This is a genomic window from Halomonas sp. AOP43-D1-4, from assembly GCF_052446175.1.
Classification (GTDB): Bacteria; Pseudomonadota; Gammaproteobacteria; order Pseudomonadales; family Halomonadaceae; genus Vreelandella; species Vreelandella citrativorans.
The window spans coordinates 48,890-69,701 of sequence record NZ_JBQSVY010000012.1 but is presented as its reverse complement, the minus strand read 5'-3'; the positions used below and the strand labels follow the sequence as shown (position 1 = coordinate 69,701).

The 20,812-nt window shown below is 54.5% G+C and carries 22 protein-coding genes; 6 read left to right on the top strand and 16 right to left on the bottom strand.

Annotated elements, in window-relative coordinates:
* The first annotated feature begins 153 nt into the window (after positions 1–153).
* The 3 genes from ACT3RQ_RS13905 to ACT3RQ_RS13895 all read left to right on the top strand — a co-directional run bounded on the left by ACT3RQ_RS13905 (position 154) and on the right by ACT3RQ_RS13895 (position 2,285).
* Positions 154–1,500: an MFS transporter gene (locus ACT3RQ_RS13905; RefSeq protein WP_444640178.1), complete on the top strand. Its 1,347-nt coding sequence runs from the start codon at positions 154–156 to the stop codon at positions 1,498–1,500.
* Between the two features lie 24 nt (positions 1,501–1,524).
* Positions 1,525–2,034 carry a retropepsin-like aspartic protease family protein gene (locus ACT3RQ_RS13900; RefSeq protein WP_172117374.1) on the top strand — a complete coding sequence of 170 codons (510 nt, stop codon included), beginning with the start codon at positions 1,525–1,527 and terminating at the stop codon, positions 2,032–2,034.
* A gap of 71 nt (positions 2,035–2,105) precedes the next feature.
* The gene (locus ACT3RQ_RS13895; protein WP_172117375.1) at positions 2,106–2,285 is read left to right on the top strand and encodes a PLDc N-terminal domain-containing protein; all 180 of its coding nucleotides are present in this window, start codon (positions 2,106–2,108) and stop codon (positions 2,283–2,285) included.
* Between the two features lie 102 nt (positions 2,286–2,387).
* Here ACT3RQ_RS13895 and ACT3RQ_RS13890 read toward each other — a convergent pair whose 3' ends face one another.
* The gene (locus ACT3RQ_RS13890; RefSeq protein ID WP_254908543.1) at positions 2,388–2,522 is read right to left on the bottom strand and encodes a hypothetical protein; all 135 of its coding nucleotides are present in this window, start codon (positions 2,520–2,522) and stop codon (positions 2,388–2,390) included.
* Between the two features lie 220 nt (positions 2,523–2,742).
* On the opposite strand from ACT3RQ_RS13890, the gene ACT3RQ_RS13885 reads away from it, so the two are divergent.
* Both ACT3RQ_RS13885 and ACT3RQ_RS13880 read left to right on the top strand, forming a co-directional pair.
* The gene (locus ACT3RQ_RS13885; RefSeq protein WP_319941254.1) at positions 2,743–3,501 is read left to right on the top strand and encodes a winged helix-turn-helix domain-containing protein; all 759 of its coding nucleotides are present in this window, start codon (positions 2,743–2,745) and stop codon (positions 3,499–3,501) included.
* A 25-nt stretch (positions 3,502–3,526) separates the two neighbouring features.
* The gene (locus ACT3RQ_RS13880) at positions 3,527–5,122 is read left to right on the top strand and encodes an ATP-binding protein (protein WP_444680681.1); all 1,596 of its coding nucleotides are present in this window, start codon (positions 3,527–3,529) and stop codon (positions 5,120–5,122) included.
* Here the strand turns inward: ACT3RQ_RS13880 and ACT3RQ_RS13875 are convergent.
* The 3 genes from ACT3RQ_RS13875 to hemB form a co-directional block, all read right to left on the bottom strand.
* A complete protein-coding gene (locus ACT3RQ_RS13875; protein WP_172117377.1) occupies positions 5,085–6,023 on the bottom strand; it encodes a LysR family transcriptional regulator in 939 nt (312 codons plus the stop codon). The two genes, ACT3RQ_RS13880 and ACT3RQ_RS13875, sit on opposite strands and share 38 nt — an antisense overlap.
* 175 nt (positions 6,024–6,198) lie before the next feature.
* Positions 6,199–8,391 carry a polyphosphate kinase 1 gene (gene ppk1, locus ACT3RQ_RS13870; protein ID WP_444680680.1) on the bottom strand — a complete coding sequence of 731 codons (2,193 nt, stop codon included), beginning with the start codon at positions 8,389–8,391 and terminating at the stop codon, positions 6,199–6,201.
* Between the two features lie 121 nt (positions 8,392–8,512).
* Positions 8,513–9,526, bottom strand: coding sequence for a porphobilinogen synthase (gene hemB, locus ACT3RQ_RS13865; protein WP_444640176.1), 1,014 nt, complete (start codon positions 9,524–9,526; stop codon positions 8,513–8,515).
* 172 nt (positions 9,527–9,698) lie between these two features.
* Between hemB and elbB the strand changes: the two genes are divergently transcribed.
* Positions 9,699–10,358, top strand: coding sequence for an isoprenoid biosynthesis glyoxalase ElbB (gene elbB, locus ACT3RQ_RS13860; RefSeq protein ID WP_444640175.1), 660 nt, complete (start codon positions 9,699–9,701; stop codon positions 10,356–10,358).
* A 113-nt stretch (positions 10,359–10,471) separates the two neighbouring features.
* Here elbB and tatC read toward each other — a convergent pair whose 3' ends face one another.
* The 12 genes from tatC to argS form a co-directional block, all read right to left on the bottom strand.
* Positions 10,472–11,254, bottom strand: a complete 783-nt coding sequence (gene tatC / locus ACT3RQ_RS13855) for a twin-arginine translocase subunit TatC (protein WP_172117381.1) — start codon at positions 11,252–11,254, stop codon at positions 10,472–10,474.
* On the bottom strand, positions 11,251–11,682 hold the full coding sequence (gene tatB, locus ACT3RQ_RS13850; protein ID WP_193056847.1) for a Sec-independent protein translocase protein TatB: 432 nt from the start codon (positions 11,680–11,682) through the stop codon (positions 11,251–11,253). Before tatB ends, tatC begins: the two co-directional genes overlap by 4 nt.
* Positions 11,683–11,685: 3 nt before the next feature.
* On the bottom strand, positions 11,686–11,952 hold the full coding sequence (tatA, locus tag ACT3RQ_RS13845; protein WP_193053297.1) for a Sec-independent protein translocase subunit TatA: 267 nt from the start codon (positions 11,950–11,952) through the stop codon (positions 11,686–11,688).
* Positions 11,953–11,988: 36 nt separating this feature from the next.
* Positions 11,989–12,348, bottom strand: a complete 360-nt coding sequence (locus tag ACT3RQ_RS13840) for a phosphoribosyl-ATP diphosphatase (protein ID WP_444680679.1) — start codon at positions 12,346–12,348, stop codon at positions 11,989–11,991.
* A gap of 84 nt (positions 12,349–12,432) precedes the next feature.
* Positions 12,433–14,055 (bottom strand): ubiquinone biosynthesis regulatory protein kinase UbiB, encoded by a 1,623-nt coding sequence (gene ubiB / locus ACT3RQ_RS13835; protein WP_193053295.1) that lies wholly within the window; start codon positions 14,053–14,055, stop codon positions 12,433–12,435.
* The gene (locus ACT3RQ_RS13830; protein ID WP_087105919.1) at positions 14,052–14,711 is read right to left on the bottom strand and encodes a ubiquinone biosynthesis accessory factor UbiJ; all 660 of its coding nucleotides are present in this window, start codon (positions 14,709–14,711) and stop codon (positions 14,052–14,054) included. The genes ubiB and ACT3RQ_RS13830 overlap by 4 nt, the downstream gene beginning before the upstream one ends.
* Before the next feature lie 40 nt (positions 14,712–14,751).
* A complete protein-coding gene (gene ubiE / locus ACT3RQ_RS13825) occupies positions 14,752–15,507 on the bottom strand; it encodes a bifunctional demethylmenaquinone methyltransferase/2-methoxy-6-polyprenyl-1,4-benzoquinol methylase UbiE (RefSeq protein ID WP_172117386.1) in 756 nt (251 codons plus the stop codon).
* 176 nt (positions 15,508–15,683) lie between these two features.
* The gene (locus ACT3RQ_RS13820; RefSeq protein ID WP_444680678.1) at positions 15,684–16,067 is read right to left on the bottom strand and encodes a gamma-butyrobetaine hydroxylase-like domain-containing protein; all 384 of its coding nucleotides are present in this window, start codon (positions 16,065–16,067) and stop codon (positions 15,684–15,686) included.
* Between the two features lie 92 nt (positions 16,068–16,159).
* Complete coding sequence (hslU, locus tag ACT3RQ_RS13815; protein WP_172117388.1) at positions 16,160–17,482, bottom strand: ATP-dependent protease ATPase subunit HslU; 1,323 nt, start codon at positions 17,480–17,482, stop codon at positions 16,160–16,162.
* 10 nt (positions 17,483–17,492) lie between these two features.
* Positions 17,493–18,026 carry an ATP-dependent protease subunit HslV gene (gene hslV / locus ACT3RQ_RS13810; RefSeq protein ID WP_172117389.1) on the bottom strand — a complete coding sequence of 178 codons (534 nt, stop codon included), beginning with the start codon at positions 18,024–18,026 and terminating at the stop codon, positions 17,493–17,495.
* Positions 18,027–18,200: 174 nt separating this feature from the next.
* The gene (locus ACT3RQ_RS13805) at positions 18,201–18,956 is read right to left on the bottom strand and encodes an SPOR domain-containing protein (protein ID WP_193056849.1); all 756 of its coding nucleotides are present in this window, start codon (positions 18,954–18,956) and stop codon (positions 18,201–18,203) included.
* A gap of 3 nt (positions 18,957–18,959) precedes the next feature.
* Entirely contained in the window at positions 18,960–20,645 is a 1,686-nt protein-coding gene (gene argS / locus ACT3RQ_RS13800; protein WP_444680677.1) for an arginine--tRNA ligase, read from the bottom strand.
* Positions 20,646–20,812: the final 167 nt, after the last annotated feature.

The following is a 20,812-nucleotide window of genomic DNA, read 5'->3' as shown; positions in this document are numbered from 1 at the left end:
GCCAACCTGGTGTAACGCAGTCCTGATTGAAATGCAGTCAAAGCGCCCGGCGATAAGCCGGGCGTTTGCTTATACAGTAAGCTTTAAGCGTTTTGTCATACCTTACAGGCGCTAATGTGCAGGCTTGCCACTGCCCCTAAAGAGAGACTCCCGATGTTGCTAAATGATGCTGCCAAGGCTGCTTCTTCCTACGCTTCACGCCGCGAAATATTCGGCTGGGCCATGTTTGATTTCGCTAATCAGGCGTACACCTTGCTGATCATTACGGTGGTGTTTGGTGAGTTGTTTACCACCGTGATTGTAGGGGATCGAGGCGATGGTTTTCGGCTGGCCAACTTTCTATGGAGCTTGGCGCTAGCGGTCAGCTATTTAATGGTGGTCGTAACGGCCCCACTTTGCGGTGCGATTATGGATTATCGGGCCGAGAAAAAACGCTTTCTGTTTTTTAGCTATCTGGCCACGGTCGTCACCACCGCGATGCTTTACTTTGTATCTCCCGGCTATGTCGTGCTGGGGCTTGTCCTGATTGTGCTGTCCAATTACGCCTACTCCATGGGGGAGTCCTTTATTGCGGCCTTTCTACCGGAGCTTGGGCCGCCTGAAAAGCTTGGCAAGATTTCCGGGTTTGGCTGGTCGCTTGGGTATATTGGCGGACTGTTTGCGGCGGGCTTTACCCTCGTCGTACTGGGGGAGGCAACCGTTGAAAACTATGAGCGTATCCGCTGGGTGGGGCCCTTCGCGGCCGGTTTTTTCTTGATTACCGCTATTCCCACCTTCCTGTGGCTTAAAGAGCGCGGCACGCCCAAACCTTCTGGGGTGGCGTATTGGGATATTGCTCAACAGCGCGTACGTTCAACCCTGCATGAGTTGCGCTATTTCAAAGACTTGAGTGTGTTCCTGGTCTCGCTGCTGTTTTCCATGGCGGGGGTCTACATCATTATTGCGTTTGCGTTTATCTATGGCGCCCAGGTGATTGGCTGGGATGAAAGCGTACGTAATATCATGTTTATTATCGTTCAGATAACCGCGGCGGCCGGAGCGCTCGGGTTTGGCTGGCTTCAGGATCGGTTAGGCGCGAAACACACCTATCAAATAACGCTTGGCCTGTGGGTGATTGCGATTATTGCCATTTGGGCAACGCCCGAAATAACCGCTTGGGCCAATGTGCGTTTTGGTTGGCAGTGGCAGGCACAGCATGTCTTTCTAGCGGTTGGTTGCCTGGCGGGGCTCAGTTTAGGGTCTAGTCAGTCGGCAAGCCGCGCCTTGGTAGGTGTGTTTTCACCGCTTGAAAAATCGGCTGAATTTTTTGGCTTTTGGGGTCTGGCGAATAAATTGGCAGGCGTGATGGGCATCGTGATGCTGGGTGTACTGCAAACGATGGTTGGCCTACAAGCGTCTATCCTTTTATGTGCAGGCCTGTTTGTTATCGCAATGCTGATTTGTGCAAACGTTAATGAGCGACGAGGGCGTGATGCCGCCATCGCGTGGCAGAGCGCTTAATATACCGCAAACGGGGAGCACATAATGCAGACAGCACAGCGTGGCAGCATCGTGATGATGCTGCTTTTCTGGGTACTGTTAATCGGCTTGGGTACCTGGTGGCTGGATGGGGGGATGGAAAAAATACTGAACCCTAATGCCCATATCGTGCAGACTGCGACTGACGGCGGCCCCGTTACTTTACAGCGTAACCGTTCGGGGCACTTTGAAGCACCGGGCGAAATTAATGGTGAGCCGGTGACGTTTTTACTGGATACCGGCGCTACCTATGTGGCCGTTTCAGATGAGCTGGCCAATCGGTTGGGGCTCGAACGTGGGCGCAGCGCCTGGTTTAATACGGCCAACGGTCGCGTACAAGGAAACCTTACTCAGCTTGATGAAGTAACGCTGGGGGGGATCAATATCCGCAATGTACAAGGCTCCATCAGCCCCGGCATGGAGAACCATGTCGTGCTGCTGGGGATGAGTTTTTTGCATCTGCTGAATATTGAAATACGCAGTGGCGAAATGGTTCTGAGCCTACCCGATGCATAAGCGATACTTGTGAATAGTGTATTGGTGTGCTTAGCTAAAAGCCCACGGAAACAAATAGGCAAGGAGTGGCTATGGGTATTGAAGTCGGTGGATTACTCGGTCTGATTTGGCTCATTATTATTATTTGGGCCATTGTCAAAGTTGCTAAAAGTTCAGCAGGCGGTCTGGCTAAAGTGCTGTGGATATTAGCGCTGCTGATCTTCCCACTGGTAGGCCTGATTGCATGGCTACTATTAGGGCCCAAAGGATAGCCAGGCGGGCTAAAGGCTGCGCTGCCGGTTAGCGGTGGCGCTGCAAATATCGGCTTTAAAAAAGGCAGGCATCGCGCCTGCCTTTTCTATAAGTATGTACCATTACGCACTGTTTCCATTACTGGGCGGCGCTTTATAGTGGCCAGGGATGGTTACTCTTTCCCCATTGGGTAAATCGCGCACTTGAGTAGGAACATAAACACGCTTGATAACACTTTTAGCTTTACCATCTTTCATGGCTTACTCCTCCAGCCAGATTGTCGACAGTCCGCTGTCTACATTAGTCCTCTGTTTTGGAAGAATCAAGCGGTGTGCGACGGCGAGTAGAGAAAAGCGGCTACTGCTCAGAAGAAGTGTTTGCTGGGTTTTGAGGTATCCTGTGAACAGGTAACCGGCTACCTTTTGAGAACGACTGACGACATGAATGACTAACTGCCTAAGCGGAGTGAAGGATAAGATGGATAATCACTTGGAACAGAAATTTCAGGCGCTTGGGTCACAAGAAACCGTTATGCCTGACTATCCCGTTCAGGATCATATTCTGATCATAGAGGATGATCAGCGCTTGGCTGAGCTGACTCGCGACTATCTGGAAGCCAACGGTTTCCAGGTCACGCTAGAGGCCGATGGGGTGAAAGGGATGGACCGCATTCTTACGCTACAGCCTGACTTGGTCATTTTGGATTTGATGTTGCCCGGCGAGGATGGTTTGTCGATTTGTCGCCGAGTGCGGCCCAATTTTGCGGGCCCCATCATGATGTTGACGGCACGTACTGACGACGTGGACCAAATCCTTGGGTTGGAAATGGGGGCAGATGACTATGTGCCCAAACCGGTGCAGCCTCGTGTGTTGCTCGCCCGTATGCGTGCCTTGTTACGGCGTGCAGATGGCCCTGCGCCCAATGGCGAAATGCGCCTACGGTTTGAAAATTTGGAAATTGATAATGCGACCCGAGAAGCGTGGCTTGCCGGTGAACGTATTGATTTAACCAGCGCCGAGTTCGACCTGTTGTGGTTACTTGCCCGCAATGCGGGCCGGGTATTGACCCGTGAAGAGATCTTCAATGAGTTACGTGGCATTAAGTACGATGGTCAGGATCGTTCTATCGATGTACGCGTATCGCGTATTCGCCCCAAGGTGGGCGATGACCCCAACCAGCCTCATCGAATCAAGACAGTGCGCAGCAAAGGCTACCTTTTCGTGAAGGACAGCTGATCAACACAGGAAAGGAAAAGGATTTATGCAGCGGCTGCTTAGCCATAGCGCGTTTTTAAAATTCTATCTACTGCTAGGCTTGGCGCTTTGTGTCGTACTGCTCATCGCGCTCGGCGGCCGCTCTTTTATTGAACAAGTACGACGTGAGGATTACCACGAGCAGTTGGCAGCACTGCCCATGTCATTAATGACCCAGCAACTGGCCGATGCCTCCGAAGAAGAAAGAAATTCGCTGGTTAATTACTTTGCCGAGCGGCTGGGTATGCAGCTTACTTTGCGGCGTATGAGTGAGGTAGAGCTTGGCTACTTCGCTGATAAACGTATTGAGCGTGGTAGCGTATTGGTGACTGAAGATCCTTGGCGTCTTCGTCAGCGAGTGCCTGAAAGCCAATGGTTTTTGGAAGCGACCCTGCCTGCCTGGAGCGAACGCCAATGGGAGGGCAGCCTGCTGCTGCTGGGCGAGTGGCTAAAAGCCTTGCCACGTGACGAGCGAGAAGCCAACCTGACGTCGCTGCGTTCCGGCAACTGGCCGCTCACTCTGCTTAATACGCTGCCCGATAACATAACGTCTCAGCAGCAAAGCCAACTGGTGTTAGGCAACGTATTAACGCTGCTCGTATCCGAAAAACTGGCCGTTAGCCTGCTTTATCAACTGCCCGATGAAGACGTCTGGTTAATGGCTGGTCCTGTCTCGCGCGGTGATACGCTGCCCATGAATTTACAATTGCCGCTGTTGATTGGTGTCATGGCTGTGCTGGGTTTAATTATCTATCTGATTATGCGCAGCATCGAAGCACGTATGGCGCGCCTTGAACTGGCGGCTACCCGGATTGCCAGCGGCCGTCTTGAAACGCGCGTAAAAATAGAAAGTGACGACTTTCTGGGCCGGTTAGGCATGGCGTTTAACGGCATGGCCAGCCAAGTGCAAACGCTGCTGCGTGGCCAGCAAGAGATGATTCGTGCGGTCTCCCATGAGCTTCGCACGCCGGTGGCGCGTATTCGCTTTGCCGTACAGATGGTCGAGGACATGACTGATCAGCCCGCTATTCGGCGCCAGTTGCAGGGAATTGATGCCGATATTTCGGAGCTTGACGAGTTGGTGGATGAAATCCTTACCTATGCTCGCTTGGGCGGTGAAACGGTGAACGGGGCCGAGCTTGAAATGGCGCTGGTGGACTGCCGGGCAATGGCCGAGCGTGTGATTGATACGCTGGCGCCACTCAATGAAGGGCTTACTATTGAACTGGCGGATGGGCCGGATATTGAGCTTTTAGCCGAGCCTCGCTATTTACAGCGGGCGCTGCAAAACCTGGTGGGTAACGCCTGCCGCTATGGCAAAAAACACCTTATTATCCGGCTTTGGAGCGAAGATCAGCTAGTGCGTATTGATGTTGAGGATGACGGTCCAGGCATTCCGGCAGATGCCCGTGTGGATATTTTTAAGCCGTTTACTCGGCTGGACGATAGTCGGGCCCGCAGCCTGGGAGGCTACGGTTTAGGCCTCTCTATCGTGCAAAAGATTATGGCGGGCCACGGCGGCAGCGTCACCGTGGATACCAGCCCTACGTTGGGTGGCGCACGCTTTACGTTGCTGATTCCTCGTCGTGAGTCGCTGGTTTAATGCCTGTGAGTACCGCAAACGAGGTTTCACGTGCGGTACGTAGAAAATCCTTCATCCAAGGCGCTTCCAGCGTCTCTTCTCGAACGGCCGCGTACAGCGTGCTCCAAATGCCGTTTTCACCCAGCTTAACGGCGCTGACGTAATCGCGCTCCAGATACTCCGTTAGCGCCCAGTTGGGCAGGGCACATACGCCTCGGCCGCTGGCGACCAACTGCATCATCATGATGGTAAGTTCGGCGGTGCGAATCTCCTGAGGACGTACGTTTGCCGGGTCTAAAAACTGCGTAAACACATCCAGGCGTGCCTGCTCTACGGGGTAGGTGATCAGCGTTTGGTCTGCCAGGGCTTGAGGCTCGATAAAGAGCTTCCCTGCATAAGCGTGCTGACGCGCTACGGCCAAAAGCCCTTCATAGCGAAACAGCGGCGCATAGTGAACACCCTCCAGTGCCTGAGGGTCGGCAGTAATGACCAAGTCCAACTGCTCGCGTGCCAGTGCTGGTAGCGGGTCAAAGTGATGGCCGCTGGGAATATCAATTTCCACTTCCGGCCAGTGGTCGCGAAAGTAGTCGACGGTAGGCATTAGCCATTGAAAGCAGCTGTGGCACTCAATGGCCATGTGCAGCCGCCCCTGCTCGCTCCCCGCCAGCCGGGCCACATCGCGTTCGGCTTTGCGCACTTCCGGAAGTATCTGGTCGGCCAGGGCTAATAGCCGTAAACCTGCCCGAGTAAACTCGACGGGCCGTGTTTTACGCACAAAAAGCGGGCTGTTAACCCGGCCTTCCAGGTCTTTGAGCTGGTGCGAAAGGGCCGATTGGGTAAGGTGAACGCGTTCGGCGGCCTCCACCAGTGAACCCGTTTCACGTAGGGCAAGCAGTGTGCGTAGGTGGCGTAACTCAATCATGGATAATATCTTTCAATTTGAAAGGATTTATCATGACAGTCTCTCATGTACTTGGCTATTGGCGTAGGCGTCTTTGCATGAGTTTAAAAGTGTGAGAAGCGTGCTTGCCAGCAGTAAAGCCGTTTATTAACGGCATTACTGCGCTTACTGGATTTTTCCAGTCATGCACATTGTGCTAGCTTTTGGATGCGAACGCGTAAAGCAGGGTCTCCTGAGCGCTGATCGCATCGCTATCACCGGGGTCCTGTAAGCGATAGGAGCCATCGCTTTGCAGCAGCCAGCTCTGGCAATTATCGACCAGGTAGGTTTCCAGGTCTTTACGCACTCGGGCGGCGAGCTTTTTATCCAATAGCGGAAAGCAGGTTTCTACCCGGTGGAACATGTTGCGCGACATAAAGTCAGCGCTTGAACACCAGGTTTCCGATTTACCGTCGTTATGGAAGTGAAATACCCGGGTGTGCTCCAGAAAACGGCCAATAATCGAGCGCACACGAATGTTTTCAGAAATGCCCGGAAGGTTGGGTTTTAGGCAGCACATGCCACGGATAATCAAATCGCACTCAACCCCCGCTTGGGAGGCACGGTAAAGCGCTTTAATCAGCCTGGGCTCGGTGAGTGAGTTACACTTGATAATGATATGCCCGCGTTTACCCTTTTGTGCCAGCTGTGCTTCACGGTCAATCATCTCCACCAAACGCTCATGCAGCGTAAACGGTGCGTGCAGCAGCGTATCAATTTTGCGCGCCCGGCCCATCCCTGAAAGCTGCTGGAAGACCTTGTGCACATCGGCACATAGCGCTTTGTTGGCGGTTAACAGGCTGTAGTCGGTGTAAAGCTTGGCGGTTTTAGAGTGATAGTTGCCCGTGCCCATGTGCGCGTAGTGGCGCAGCTCGCCCTTTTCACGCCGGACAATATGCAGCATCTTGGCGTGGGTTTTATACGCCATAATGCCGTAAATAACGATGGCCCCGGCTTCCTGTAGGCGTGAGGCAAGCTGAAGGTTATCCGCTTCGTCAAAGCGTGCGCGTAGCTCGATAACGACGGTGACTTCCTTACCTTGACTCGCGGCATCCACAAGCGCGCTCACAATAGGCGATTCGGCGCCGGTGCGGTAAAGCGTCTGTTTAATGGCCAGAACGTTTGGGTCGCGAGCCGCCTCACGCAGTAGTTCCTCAATAGGTGAGAACGACTGGAAGGGGTGGTGAAGCAAAACATCGTTTCTGGCAATCGAGTCAAACATGGAGCCGATTTTAAGCGTCTTGGGCACACTCGGCGTATACGGGCGATACACCAGTTCGGGGCGATCAACGTCTCCCAACACCGACATCATGCGGGTCAGGTTAACGGGCCCTTCAACGCGATAGAGATCCTCGGCATCAAGCTCAAACTGGCGCATTAAAAAGTTGGTCAAGTCGTCGGGGCAATTATCGGCGACTTCCAGGCGTACGCCTCTTCCATAACGGCGGGCCAGTAGCTCGCCTCGCAGCGCCGAGGCCAGGTCAGAAACCTCTTCCGGGTCGACGGTCATGTCGGCGTTGCGCGTCAATCGGAATTGATAGCAGCCGCGCACGCGCATACCGGGAAATAGCTCCTCAGCATGGGCGTGAATCATAGAGGAGAGGAAGATATATTCAGAGTAGCCTTCGGCGCAGAGCGCTTTGGGAAGCGCCATTAAACGCGGGAGCGAGCGAGGGGCAGGAAGAATTGCCATGCCGCCTGCGCGGCCAAAGGCATCTTTACCTTCCAGCTCAACAATAAAATTAAGGCTCTTATTGACCAGCCGTGGGAAGGGGTGCGAAGGATCAAGACCTATCGGGCTGATGACGGGCATGATCTCGTTATTAAACATCTCATGTACCCACTGCTTTTGCGCTTCGGTCCACTGTGCGCGGCGCCGAAAACGCAGGCCCTGTTGCTCCAGGGCGGGTAGCAGCGTGTCGTTAAGAATTTTGTACTGACGAGCGATCTGCTGGTGGGCAATTTCGGAAATTTCAGCAAGCACCGCCTTGGGCAAACGGCCATCGGCCGCTGTTGTATCATCGCCCATGGCCATCTGGTGTTTTAAACCCGCCACGCGAATTTCAAAAAATTCATCCATGTTGGATGAGAAAATAAGCAGGAACATCAGTCGATTAAGCAGTGGATGCGCATCGTCCAGTGCCTGTTCCAGAACGCGAATATTAAATTGAAGGTGGGAAAGCTCGCGGTTTAAATAGAGTTGGGGATCGTCCAGATCGGTTGCACTAAGGGTATCCTTGGCGTGCACACCGTTGGGCGTACGATTAATGCGTAACGGTAAACCATCCATTTCAACGTTGGGTAGTTCGCTAAGTGATAGCGCTGTAGATGGTGTAACGTGATCGTCCATATAAGGCTCCCCCGCATTAATGGCTTCAAACTAGCATAGCGTGATACCTGCCGTGCAAAGCAGTATGCGGGAGAAAGATGACAGAAAAATGTCATATATCTGTCATCTTGAGGGCGGGCTTCTAGCGTTGGTTCTGCAATAGTCGAGCGGCTTCCAGTGCAAAATACGTCAAGATGCCGTCGGCCCCGGCACGTTTAAAGCACATCAGTGATTCCAGGATCACCGGCTCGGCTTCCAGCCAGCCGTTATCGAACGCGGCGCGGTGCATGGCGTACTCACCACTTACCTGATAGGCAAAGGTGGGCACTTTAAGCTCGGTTTTAACCCGATGCACCACGTCCAGATAGGGCATGCCGGGTTTCACCATGACCATGTCAGCGCCTTCACTGATATCCATGGCCACTTCGTGCAGCGCTTCATCGCTATTGGCCGGGTCCATCTGGTAGGTACGTTTGTCGGCTTTGCCTAGATTGGCCGCAGAGCCGACCGCGTCACGAAATGGGCCGTAGTATTTGGAAGCGTACTTGGCGCTGTAGGCCATGATCCGCACATTGTGCAGAAGCTCTTGCTCAAGTACTTGGCGGATAGCGCCAATGCGACCATCCATCATGTCTGAAGGCGCGACAACATCCGCCCCGGCTTCAGCATGGGAAAGCGCCTGCTTAAGCAGTGTTTCTACCGTGCGGTCGTTCTGAACGTAGCCTTGCTCATCTAAAATACCGTCCTGGCCGTGACTGGTGTAAGGGTCCAGGGCGACATCGGTAATAATGCCCAGCTCAGGCAACGCCTCTTTAAGCGCGCGCACGCTGCGCTGAACCAGTCCGTTGGCATTATAAGCCTCTTCGGCAAGCTCGCTTTTCTGCTCGGTACCTACCACTGGGAAGAGCGCCAGCGCGGGAATACCTAACGCAAACGCTTCCCTGGCTTGTGCAATCAATAAATCAATCGACAGGCGCTCAACGCCGGGCATGGAAGCGATGGCTTCACGCTGATTTTCACCCTCTAAAACAAACACCGGCAAGATTAAATCAGACGGTGTCAGGGTCACTTCCTGCATCAACCTACGGGAAAAATCATCGCGGCGCATGCGGCGCAGCCGAGTGTTGGGAAACTGGCGGGGAGTGAGTGTGCTCAAGAGATCTCTCCGTAATAAAGGGTCATAAATAAAGATGCCCATAGGCTTGGATTGAGTATATCAGGCATGTCTTACGGCGAAAGCCGTCTTGTGGCAAACCGCCACACTGACTAAAGTGAGCGATTGCTTTGTTGTATTGCATTCGGCAGACACTGCGATAAGGGAGATAGGCATGACCAAACAGGTGGCAGTGGTATTAGCGGGTTGTGGCGTTTTTGATGGTTCTGAAATTTATGAAACCACGTTAACGCTGTTGCGTTTGGACCAGTTGGGCATCGGTTATCGCTGCTTTGCGCCCGATATTGAGCAACATCATGTTGTTAACCACCTCACTCAGGAAGCTGTAGAAGGTGAGTCACGCAACGTGCTTCAGGAGTCAGCGCGCCTTGCGCGTGGCGACATCCAGCCGATGACTGAGCTAAAGGCTGATGAGTTTGACGCGGTCATTGTGCCGGGTGGGTTTGGCGTGGCGAAGAACTTGTCTGACTTTGCAAGCGCAGGGGACGGCATGCAGGTGTTGGAGGCACTAAAAGACGCGCTTTCCGGCTTTCGGGAAGAGGAAAAACCGATTGGGTTAATGTGTATTGCGCCGGTATTGGTACCACGGCTTTTGGGTGAGGGTGTTGCGGTTACCGTGGGCCATGACCCAAGTGTGTCGGGGGCTATCAGCGCCATGGGTGGCCTGCATCGCAGCTGCGCAGTGGATGACATCGTGGTCGACCTTGAGCACCGAGTGGTCACCACGCCCGCCTATATGCTGGCAACGCGTATCAGTGAAGCCGCCACCGGTATTTTTAAGCTGGTAGACCGCATTGACGAAATGATGGGCTAATAAGCGGTAGAAGCTGCGCTATAAAAAAGCCTCTGTCATGAATAATGACAGAGGCTTTTTAACGTGGTGATAACGTCAATAACGATGCGGCTTTCAGGTGATAGAAGCGCTGTTTACGGCTCCTGCTCCTTGGTGGCTTGCTCATCACGCCGCTTGCGCACCAGACGACCAAACAGCAGGCCTACCTCGTAAAGCAGATACATGGGCAGTGCCAGCAGGCTTTGTGATACCACATCTGGCGGCGTTAGCAGCATCCCTATGACAAAGCAGCCCAGAAAAACATAGGGCCGCTTTTTGGAAAGGCTCTCTACGCTGGTGGCGCCCGACAGGATTAACAAAAAGGTCGCAATGGGGATTTCAAACGCCACGCCAAAGGCGAAAAAGAGCTTCAGTACAAAGTTCAGGTACTGGTTAATATCGGTCATGACCGTGACATTTTCAGGCCCGGCCTGGGTGAAAAAGGCAAACAGCAGCGGAAACACCACATAGTAGGCAAAAGCCGCACCCGCATAAAAAAGCCCAATGCTTGAGACCAGAATAGGGATGGCTAAGGCTTTTTCATTATCGTATAGCCCTGGCGCGATAAACGCCCATGCCTGATGCAGTACAAAGGGTATAGCGATAAAAACGGCGACCACCAGGGTTAGCTTAAAGGGCGCCAGAAAGGGCGAGGCTACTTCGGTCGCAATCATCTGCGAACCCGGCGGTAGCAGAGCCATCAGCGGCTCGGCCACAAAGCCATAGATATCATTGGCAAAAGCATAAAGGCCCAGAAAAACCACTAAAATGACCACCACCGCACGGACAAGGCGCATGCGAAGCTCAATCAAATGCTCAATCAATGGGGCCTGCTGCTGATCGTTCTGGGGTTCCCGAGCGTCGCCAGAGGTACTCATGGGTTCTGACTATCCTTTTTAGAGGTCGCCTTTAAGGGCTCGTTGGAGGTATGGGGCGCCGCTTCGTTTACTTCCCGCTGCGCTTCATCCAACTGGGCACTTGCCTGGGCTACACGTTGCTCCGTTTCACTCTGGCTTGCCGATGAAGAAGTGCTGCGCGAGGAGGGAGTGTCGAGAATACTCTCAACGTCTTTTTTAGCACTCTTCAGACTATCGTTAATGGTCTTTTGCTGTTCGTTCAGCGTTTGGCGCAGCTCTTCTGCTTCAAGCTGCGCGCTAATTTCGCGCTGCATGCCGGATATCGTGCGCTTGATTTTACCAACCCAAAGGCCTGCCGTACGCGCCGCCCGAGGGAGGCGCTCAGGGCCAAGTACCAGTAGTCCCACGACACCGACAAGCATCAGTTCAAGAAAGCCGATATCCAACATAAATTATTTGGGCTCTTCGTTACGGGCCTTGCGATTTTCTTCGGCCTGAACGTCATAAGTGTTGCCAGGTTCTTCGTGGCTAACCTTGGCATGTGGAGGCTCGGCGTCTTTCTTTTCGTCGTCTTTCTCGTCTTCATGCACCGCTTTTTTAAAGCCTTTAACCGCGCCGCCCAGGTCGGTGCCCACATTGCGTAGCTTTTTGGTGCCGAAGATTAAAATAATGATGCCTAAGACAATTAGCAGCTGCCAAATACTGATGCCACCTAACATATGCGTATCCTCGTTAATTCAAATGCGTGTTATTTATTATGGCGTACGTGCGGCTTTTTCGACATGGCCGGAAATGCCAAAGCGCCGCGCCAACTCGTTTAACACATCCTGATGATCCAGCTCCAGGTGAGAGAGCATAACCAGCGTATGGAACCAGAGGTCGGCGGTTTCCGAGACCAGAGCCTGGCGCTGCTCGTGGCTGCCGTGTTCTGCATCCTTTGCGGCAAGCAGCGTCTCGGTGGCTTCTTCACCCACTTTTTCGAGTATCTTGTTCAAACCCTTATGATGCAAGGAGGCAACGTAAGAATCTTCAGAAGAAGCGCTGCGCCGCTGCTTTAGTGCCTCGGCGAGGGTGTCCAGTACGGGGGCGTGATTAGACGTTAAAGAGGTATTCATGAGTCTCCTTTACAACAGTGAGCATCATCATTCGTAAGTGAAAGTCCCACCACGTGCGAACGTCCAACCACGTTTATAACAACGCTATTGCCATAACAGTAGCAGCAAGCCAATGGCGGCTGCGCCTAAAATCGGCCAATCTTGAGTAGCGGCCCAACTGACAAGCGGCTGCCAGGCCAGTGCAATCGCTACCAGGAGCAGGCCAATCCGTAAGCGGTGATGGCGTTTTCCTTGATCCGCCATTTGGCGCTGCATGTGATGAATCGAGTCGACCTGTTGGTGACGCTGGCGATGTTCAACTTCCATCCGGGTCAGCGCCTGGTGGGCAAGAACGGGCAGTTCAGGCAACTGATGAGAAAGCTCAGGCGCTTGGCGCTTTAACGACTCCCACAGCCCGCTAATGCCCGCGCGGTCTTTCATCCACTGCTCAAGATAGGGCTTGGCAGTGCTCCATAGATCCAGTTCCGGATAGAGCTGGCGGCCAAGGCCTTCAATATTGAGCAGGGTCTTTTGCAGCAGTACCAACTGAGGCTGGACTTCCATATTAAAGCGCCGAGCCGTTTGAAAAAGCCCTAACAGTACTTGGCCAAAGGAAATGTCTTTTAAAGGCTTTTCAAGGATCGGCTCGCAAACGGTGCGGATGGCCGCGGCAAACTCATTCGCGCGAGTATTCTCGCCCACCCAGCCAGATTCGATGTGCAGCGCGGCGACTTCATAATAGTCTTGATGGAAAAATGCCAAAAGGTTACGCGCGAGATAGTCCTGATCCTCGCGGGTTAAACTGCCCACAATCCCACAGTCGATCGCAATGTATTGAGGATCTTCGGGATTATCGCAATTAACAAAAATATTACCCGGGTGCATATCCGCGTGGAAGAAGTTGTCGCGAAATACCTGGGTAAAAAAGAGTTCTACGCCGCGCTCAGCGAGTTTCTTTAAGTTGACCCCACGGGCGGTCAGCGTCTCCATATCCGCGACGGGTACACCGCGAATACGCTCCTGAACCATCACGTGTCGACGTGTGAAAGGCCAATAAATAGTCGGTACAAACAGCAGCGGCGAATCCTTGAAGTTACGCTTGAGCTGTGAGGTGTTAGCCGCTTCTTTATAAAGGTCCAGTTCGTCGAATAGCGTGGCCTCATAGTCGCGAATCACTTCGACCGGGCGCAGTCGGCGGGCTTCAGGCACCTTGGCAAACAGTTTGGCAACTTGATACATCAGCGCCATGTCCTGGCGCATGATGCGGTCGATACCGGGGCGGATAATTTTAACCACCACCTCTTCGCCGGTATGTAGCTTGGCCGCATGTACCTGAGCGATGGATGCCGAGGCAAGTGGCGCCTGCTCGAATTCAGCGAACGCTACATCAAGTGACATCTCCAGCTCTTTTTCGACCCGGGCGGCGGCAAGTTCGCCCGGAAAGGGCGGCACCTGATCCTGTAGGCGCCTAAGCTCGTTGGCGACATCATCCGGCAAGAGGTCTCGACGCGTGGAGAGCATCTGGCCAAATTTGATAAAAATAGGCCCCAGCGCTTCCAGCGCCAGGCGCAATCGCTCGCCACGACTGCGATGACCAACCGAAAAAAGTCGCAGCGGTGAAAACCATAAAAGCGCTCGCAGCCAAAACGGCAGCCGCTCCATGGGGATCAGAGTGTCTAGCCGGTGGCGCGCAATAATCCAAAGAATTTTGAACAGACGCAGGCTCATGCCGACGGCTCCTGTGAGGCAAGCGATGAGTCACGCACCAGGCGGCGATGGAGTCGGTTAAAGCGGGCTTCCAAACGGTCAGTTGCCACTTCAAGTTCGGTTAAGTGGTCACGCAGCACATCACGCTGCTGACGGCCTGGCAGTAAACGCGCTTCTTCAAATACATACTCTGAGACATCCTGAAGAAGCTCATTTTTGGTACGCAGCCCCCAGCGCGTCAGGCGGCGCACGCCTTCGGCCAACGAGTGAGCGGGGATATCGCCCAACCAATTGGCAAGCTCGGCTTCCCAGTCGATATCCAGGTCAAACAGCAGGTCGCGGGTAGCTTCCAGTAGATGAAGGCGTCCGCGCACCGCGAGCTTGCCGTCAAACATGAGCCGCTCAATGGAGGCGCCGCTGATCCATTCAGAGAAGGTTTCAGGCGTGAGTTCTACCACTGCGTCGACATCGGCTTCGTCTACGTCATCGCCACGGAGTAGGTCAATACCCGCCAAATGGTAATGCAGTACCAGTTGCAGATGCGGCTTTTCCAAACGCACCAAAAGCCGACTGCCCGCCAGGGCCGCTAAGCGAGCCGGTGCGGCAGGGTCGCGAGCGAGCAGGGCATTAAGCGTACGTTCACAACCAGCCAACACAAGTGTCGGGGTTAACAGCATGCTGACCTCGTGATCGTTGATACCACTATCGACGATAACGTCATAACTTGATGCCACGGTGCAGGGCCACAATGCCGCCCGTCAGGTTGGTGTACTCCACCCGCTCAAGGCCTGCTGCTTCCATCATCGCTTTAAGCGTTTCCTGATTCGGGTGCATGCGAATGGACTCCGCTAAATAGCGGTAGCTTTCGCCGTCTCCGGCGACAAGCTCGCCCATTTTAGGCAGCAGGCGGAAAGAGTACTCATCATAGGCTTTAGAAAGCAGCGGGTTATTGGGCTTGGAGAACTCCAGCACCAGCAAGCGGCCACCCGGCTTTAGCACGCGGGCCATGGAGCGTAGCGCGGCGTCTTTGTTGGTCACATTACGCAAGCCGAACGCAATCGTAATACAGTCAAAGCTATTGTCAGGGAAGGGCAAGCACTCAGCGTTGGCCTGAACGTATTCAACATTGCCACCGACGCCATTATCCATCAGCTTGTCGCGGCCAACCTTCAGCATGGAGGCGTTGATGTCGGCAAGCACGACTTTGCCGCGTGGGCCAACAATACGTGAGAACTTAAGGGTTAAATCACCGGTCCCCCCCGCGATATCTAAAACGTGGTGGCCGGGGCGAACGCCCGCACGCTCAATGGTGAAGCGTTTCCAGACACGGTGGATGCCCATCGACATTAAATCGTTCATAACGTCGTAACGGGCGGCGACCGAGTGGAATACATCCGCTACACGTGATGCTTTCTCGTCGACCGGGACTTCTTGATAACCAAAATCGGTGGTGCGCTTTTCCGTGGGGCTCATGGGGCTTTAGCTCCCGAGTTCGAGGCGGTAACAATCGACCAGATGGTCGTCGTATAAAAAGGTTGGCGATATTGTAGCCTTGTCTGCCCCAATTTGTCTGCGCCTGGTCGGATGCGCTGGGTCATGGTTTTTGAGTTTGGTTCTTGGCTTATGGTTCTTGAAGCATGCTTCTCGAATCACAGCTGCTTGAATTGGATACCTGCCGGCTCGCGCGATGCACTGGCTTCTTTTAGCCGCTGCAGATAGTTCTCCCAATAGGCTTTTTGATGCGTGGCGAGTTCAAACAGGTATTCCCAGCTATAAATGCCGCTGTTATGCCCGTCATCAAAGTAAAGCTGTAGCGCATAGTTGCCTGTCTGGACGATGTTTTGTAGCCCAACATCCTTTTTACCGACTTGAAGCACAGCGGTATCACCGCCATGGCCACGTACCTCTGCAGAGGGCGAGTAAACCCGCAAAAACTCTATCGGCAGCCGGAAGCTCTCACCGCTGGCATAGCCAAGCTCAAGTTCGCGGGCCTTTTTATGATAGTGAACCCGGTTGGGGGCGGGAGCGTTCATGCACAAACCTCTTGGCTCATTGCCGAGATAGCTTGCCCACCTTCTGCGCCCCATTGAAACAGGCATCAGTGGGCAAGCGATTTAAGCGATCATTACAGGATATAGCGCGACAGGTCTTCGTCGACAGCCAGTTCACCTAGTTGGGCATTCACATAATTGGCATCAATGACCAGCGGGCTGTCCATATCGCCGCCCTTGAACGAGGCTTCTTCCAGCAAGCGCTCCATCACGGTGTGCAAGCGGCGAGCGCCGATGTTTTCGGTGCCTTCGTTAACCTGCCAGGAGATCTCGGCGATACGCTCAATCCCGTCAGGGGTGAACTCAATACCCAGCCCTTCGGTTGCCAGCAGCGCCTGGTACTGTTTGGTCAATGATGCGGATGGCTCGGTCAGAATGCGCTTGAAGTCGCCCGGCGTTAGCGCATCAAGCTCCACGCGGATCGGCAGACGGCCCTGTAACTCGGGGATCAAGTCAGACGGACGCGCCAAGTGGAAAGCGCCGGATGCGATGAACAGGATATGGTCAGTTTTTACCATGCCGTACTTGGTGGAAACCGTAGAGCCTTCGATCAACGGTAGCAGGTCACGCTGAACACCTTCACGAGAAACTTCACCACCGCTGGATTGTCCGCTGCCCTTGGCAACTTTGTCGATCTCATCGAGGAACACGATGCCGTGCTGCTCTACGGCCTCAACGGCACGCGCTTTGATTTCATCTTCATTCACCAGCTTGCCGGCTTCTTCATCGCGCAGTAGTACCAGCGCTTCTTTGACCGTTACGCGGCGCTGCTCGCGTTTCTGCTGGCCCATGTTGGAAAACAGGCTCTGCAGTTGATTGGTCATCTCTTCCATGCCGGGCGGCGTCATGATGTCGACACCCGCGCTCTGGGAAGATACCTCTATATCTATCTCTTTATCATCCAGCTGGCCTTCGCGCAGTTTTTTGCGAAAGCTTTGACGCGTGCTGGAGTCTTCACGAGGCTTGTCTTCCTGGCCGCGGGGCGGCGGCAGAAGCGCATCAAGCACGCGATCTTCAGCGGCATCGTCGGCACGATGGCCGACTTCCTCTTTGGCATGCTCGCGCACCATTTTCATGGCCGATTCCATCAAATCACGAATGATGGATTCCACATCGCGGCCAACGTAGCCTACCTCGGTAAATTTAGTAGCTTCTACTTTGATAAACGGCGCACGGGCGAGTTTCGCTAAACGGCGCGCAATCTCGGTTTTACCCACACCGGTCGGCCCGATCATCAAAATATTTTTCGGGGTTACTTCAGGACGCAGGTCGTCGTCAAGCTGCATGCGGCGCCAGCGATTGCGCAGCGCAATGGCAACGGCGCGCTTGGCGTCTTGCTGGCCGATGATGTATTGATCAAGCGCGTGGACGATTTCGCGGGGTGTCATCTGAGTCATTAAGTCAGCCTCAACGTTCGTTGGTATTCAGCTCTTCGAGCGTCACGTGATGGTTGGTGAATACACAGATGTCACCGGCAATTTGGAGCGATTTCTCGGTGATTTCACGCGCGGAAAGCTCGGTATTCTCAAGCAGCGCTCGGGCACTTGCCTGGGCAAAGTTGCCGCCTGAGCCAATCGCGATAATGCCGCGTTCAGGCTCAACCACATCGCCGTTGCCGGTAATGATCAGCGAGGCGCTGTGGTCAGCGACGGCAAGCAGCGCTTCCAACCGGCGCAGGGCACGGTCGGTGCGCCAGTCTTTGGCTAGCTCAACGGCCGCCTTGGTCAAGTGACCCTGGTACTTTTCAAGCTGGGCTTCAAAGCGCTCAAACAGCGTAAATGCGTCAGCGGTGCCGCCTGCAAAACCGGCGAGCACCTTGCCACGGTAAAGGCGACGCACCTTGCTGGCGTTGCCTTTCATCACGGTGTTGCCAAGTGATACCTGGCCGTCGCCTGCCAGGGCAACCTGATTACCGCGACGTACGGATACGATAGTGGTCATGGAGATAACTCCTTGGGGGAGGCGTGCTCCCGATAACTGAACGGCCGCTTAAACGATGATAGAGCGACCGCCTATAAAAGACGATGAACAATAAAATGCGGGCGGCTGATAAAAAATCAACCGCCCGCTGGGTAACGCCTACCGCTTTATTCGTTTGAGGCCCGGTTATTAAAATCAGTTTTGCAGCTGTATCAACAAGGGTTCAATGCCTTGCGTGGTCATTAAATCCTGGGCGCGGTTCAACTCGCGTGTGTCTTCGTAAGGGCCTACCTGGACACGGTGCCACGTATCGCCGCCTGCTTGCACTTCGCTGATTTGCGCCAGTAGGCTCAAATTACGTAACCGGCTGCGTAGTTGCTCGGCATCGCTTAGCTCACGAAACGAAGCGGCCTGCAATACGTAGCGATTAGGCGCGCTGGTGCTGGCGGGGGCTGTCGGCTGCGCGGTACTTGCCTGCTCTTCCGGCCGCGTGTTGGCCGCAATCACCTGAGCGATAGGGTCGTCAGTTGATGACGTTTGGGTTGAGGCGCTCTCGGCGGCTTGCACATCAACTTGCTCGGCAACTTCCGGGCGGGTAACGCTTGAAGGAAGCGTGACACCCGGGGCAATGACCTCGGTTTCAGGCAGCAAGGTATAGAACTCGAACGTGGGCATCGAGGGTTCGCTTGCGGTTTCGTTTTCCCTGGCGGCGGCACGCTCGGCACTTTCGGGTTTGGAGAGTACCGTTGCCTGCGGCTGGTCACTTGGCGTGTCCTGCCAGGGCGCCGTGCCGTGCTGGTGCTGAGCAAGGAAAAAACCTGCGGCCATACCGGCAAGACCCCATACCCAGCCCGGCAGGCGAAACCCTCTGCCTTTGGTGGAGCGAGGGGCTTTACGCTGCGAGGTAGCGCCCTGGCGAGGGCGAGCAGGCTTTTTGCGCGGGCTGGCCATGGCTTACATCTCCTCGGGGGCACTAACGCCCATCAAGTCCAGGCCATTACGCAGTACCTGACGGGTTGCCAGACCCAGCGAGAGACGCACGTTACGAAGCGTATCGTCTTCGACCATGACTTTGACCGCGTTGTAGCAGGTATGGAAATCCCCCGCCAGGTCCAGTAGATACTGCGCCACTTGCTGCGGTTCGCGGTTTTTCGCCGCGTTTTGAACCACTTCTGGATAGCGCGCCAGGCGGTTAAGCACGGCTTTTTCCTGGTCGCTTCCCAGCAGCGCGAGGTTGGCAAGCGCCAAGGCATGATCAAAAGGCTGGCCCGCTGCCTCTGTTTTACGCAGCATGCTGCTTACGCGTGCGTGGGCGTACTGAATGTAGTACACCGGGTTGTCGTTGGACTGTGAGCGCGCTAGGTCAATATCGAAAGTTAGCTGTGAGTCGGCGCGGCGTGCAGCGAGGAAGAAGCGCGTGGCATCACGGCCCACTTCATCAATCAGGTCACGCACCGTAACGTAGCTGCCTGCCCGCTTGGAGAGTTTTACTTCAACGCCAGAGCGCGTGACCATCACCATCTGGTGCAGTACGTAGTCGGGCCAGCCTTTGGGAATGCCCACTTCCAGCGCTTGAAGGCCCGCACGCACACGGGTAACGGTCGAGTGGTGGTCGGCCCCCTGCTCGTTAATCACGGTGGTAAAGCCGCGCTGCCATTTATCCAGGTGGTAAGCAACGTCGGGCAGGAAGTAGGTATAGCCGCCTTCACGCTTGCGCATGACGCGGTCTTTGTCATCGCCAAAGTCAGTGGTACGCAGCCACATGGCGCCATCTTCTTCATAGGTGTGGCCGTTGGCGACGAGTTTTTCAGCCGCTTCGTTGACCTTGCCGTCCTGATAAAGCGATGACTCCAGGAAGTACACGTCAAATTCAACGCCGAAAGCCTTTAGGTCCAGATCCTGTTCGCGACGCAGCCAGGCAACGGCAAACTCTTGAATGGCCTCCAGGTCATCAGCGTCTGCCTTAGCGGTTACTTCACGGTCATCGGCAGTGACCGTTTTACCCGCCAGGTAGTCGTTAGCGACATCGGTAATGTATTCGCCGCGATAGCCGTCTTCCGGCCAGCTTTCATCATCAGGGCCCAGATTTTTGGCGCGCGCCTGTACCGAACGGGCCAGGTTGGCAATCTGCGCGCCGGCATCGTTGTAGTAAAACTCACGCGTGACGTCGTAACCGGTTGCTTCCAGCAGGCGGCACAGGCAGTCGCCAATCGCGGCGCCGCGGCCGTGGCCTACGTGTAACGGGCCTGTTGGGTTGGCCGATACAAATTCGACCTGCACTTTTTCCGCCTTACCCACCATGCTGCGGCCAAAGGCGTCGCCGCTATCCAGCACTTGCGCCACAATTTGGGCGGCGGCATCTGCGGCGGCAAAAAAGTTGATAAACCCGGGCCCAGCAATTTCGGTTTTTTGAAGTGCATCGCTTTCTGGCAGCGCGGCAATCAGCGCCTCGGCCAGCTCACGAGGGTTTTTACCAGCAGGCTTGGCCAGCATGAGTGCCAGGTTCGTGGCGTAATCGCCGTGCGCCTTGTCTTTGGTGGGGTCAACTTTGATGTTGGGCTGAAGGTCATCAGGCAGCACGCCTTGGTGCTTAAGCGCATCAATGGCGCCGTTGAGCAGGGAAACAATCGTGTCTTTCATTTAGGTATCCGGGTAACGTCGGTGGCGGCGTGTGCAAGTGCGCACTTACGAAGTGCATCAGCAAAGCGGCCATTATCAGCATTTGGCGCGCAGTTTCAAAGGTGTTGATGCGATCCTTGCATAAGTGCCCTTGGCAATCCTGGCTATTTTCAACGGCGGCGACGCAG